Origin of the sequence: Actinoallomurus acaciae (genome assembly GCF_042429965.1) — a bacterium.
Classification (GTDB): Bacteria; Actinomycetota; Actinomycetes; order Streptosporangiales; family Streptosporangiaceae; genus Actinoallomurus; species Actinoallomurus acaciae.
In genome coordinates this window covers 1-1,022 of record NZ_JBHLZP010001122.1, presented here as the reverse complement: position 1 = coordinate 1,022, position 1,022 = coordinate 1, and the positions used below count along the sequence as shown (strand labels likewise).

The 1,022-nt window shown below is 76.2% G+C and carries 1 protein-coding gene; it reads left to right on the top strand.

Going from position 1 to position 1,022, the window contains the following annotated elements:
- Nucleotides 1-1,022: hypothetical protein (locus ACFFNX_RS51020; protein ID WP_378213734.1), on the top strand; the 1,022-nt coding region annotated here is incomplete at both ends.

Here is a 1,022-nt window from a genome sequence, read left to right as displayed (position 1 = left end):
CCCGGCAGGCGGCCCGGCTGCGGTACGAGCTGGCGTACACGCTCCTGCTCGCCGGGCGGGCCGCCGAGGCGGTGACGGAGGCGGAGCGGGTGCTGGAGCAGCGGGACCTGCCGGACGAGATGCGCGGCGCCGCCGAGCAGGTGCTGTTCCGCGGCATGTTCGCCAACCACGACCGGCGGGGGCACGAGCGGGCGAAGGCGGTCGTGGCCGCCGGCGAACGCCACGGCCCGATCGCCCTGGTCGGGGCGCACATGCTGCTCACCACCGACACCTGGGCCGAGGGGCGGTGCGCCGAGGCGATCGGGCACATCCGCGAGGCCACCCGGATCGCGGCGGGCGGGTCGCTCAAGGCCCGGTACGCGCATCCACGGCTGCACCTGATCAGCCTGCTCACCGACATCCGCCGGCTGGAGGAGGCCGAGAGCGCCCTGCGGATCGCCGACGAGGAGATCGCGGCACTGGGGCACACGGCGTACAGCCCGTGCCCGGCGATCCTCCGTGCCCGGCTGCGCCTCGCGCAGGGCCGGCTCGATGACGCCGCCGCCGAGGCCCGGGCGGGGCTCGTCCGGTCCGATGAGGTGGGCACGCACGCGTTCGACCTGGTGGCCTTCGCGGTACTCGCTCTCGTCGCGGTGTCGCGCGGCGACGTCGATACCGCCGTGCGGAGCGTGGAGCGGTACGAGTCCTCACACCGGCGGGGCAGGGGCGCGACCTACGGGATGCGCTGGGGCGACTGGGCCGTGACCCGGGTCGTCGACGCCCGGGCGGGCGCGGAGCGGGCCATCGAGGAGTTCCACTCGCGGTTCCTGGGCACCCTCGAACATCGCCGGCTGCTCATGACCGAGCCCAACGCCGCCGCCTGGCTGACCCGTGCCGCCCTCGCCGCCGGCGAACGGCCGGTCGGCGAGGCCTTCACCGCGATGGCCGAGACCCTCGCCCACGCCAACCCCGGCTTCCCGACCTACGCCGCGTCCGCCTCCCCCGCCCGGGGGATCGCCGGCGAGGACCCCACGGCGCTGGCC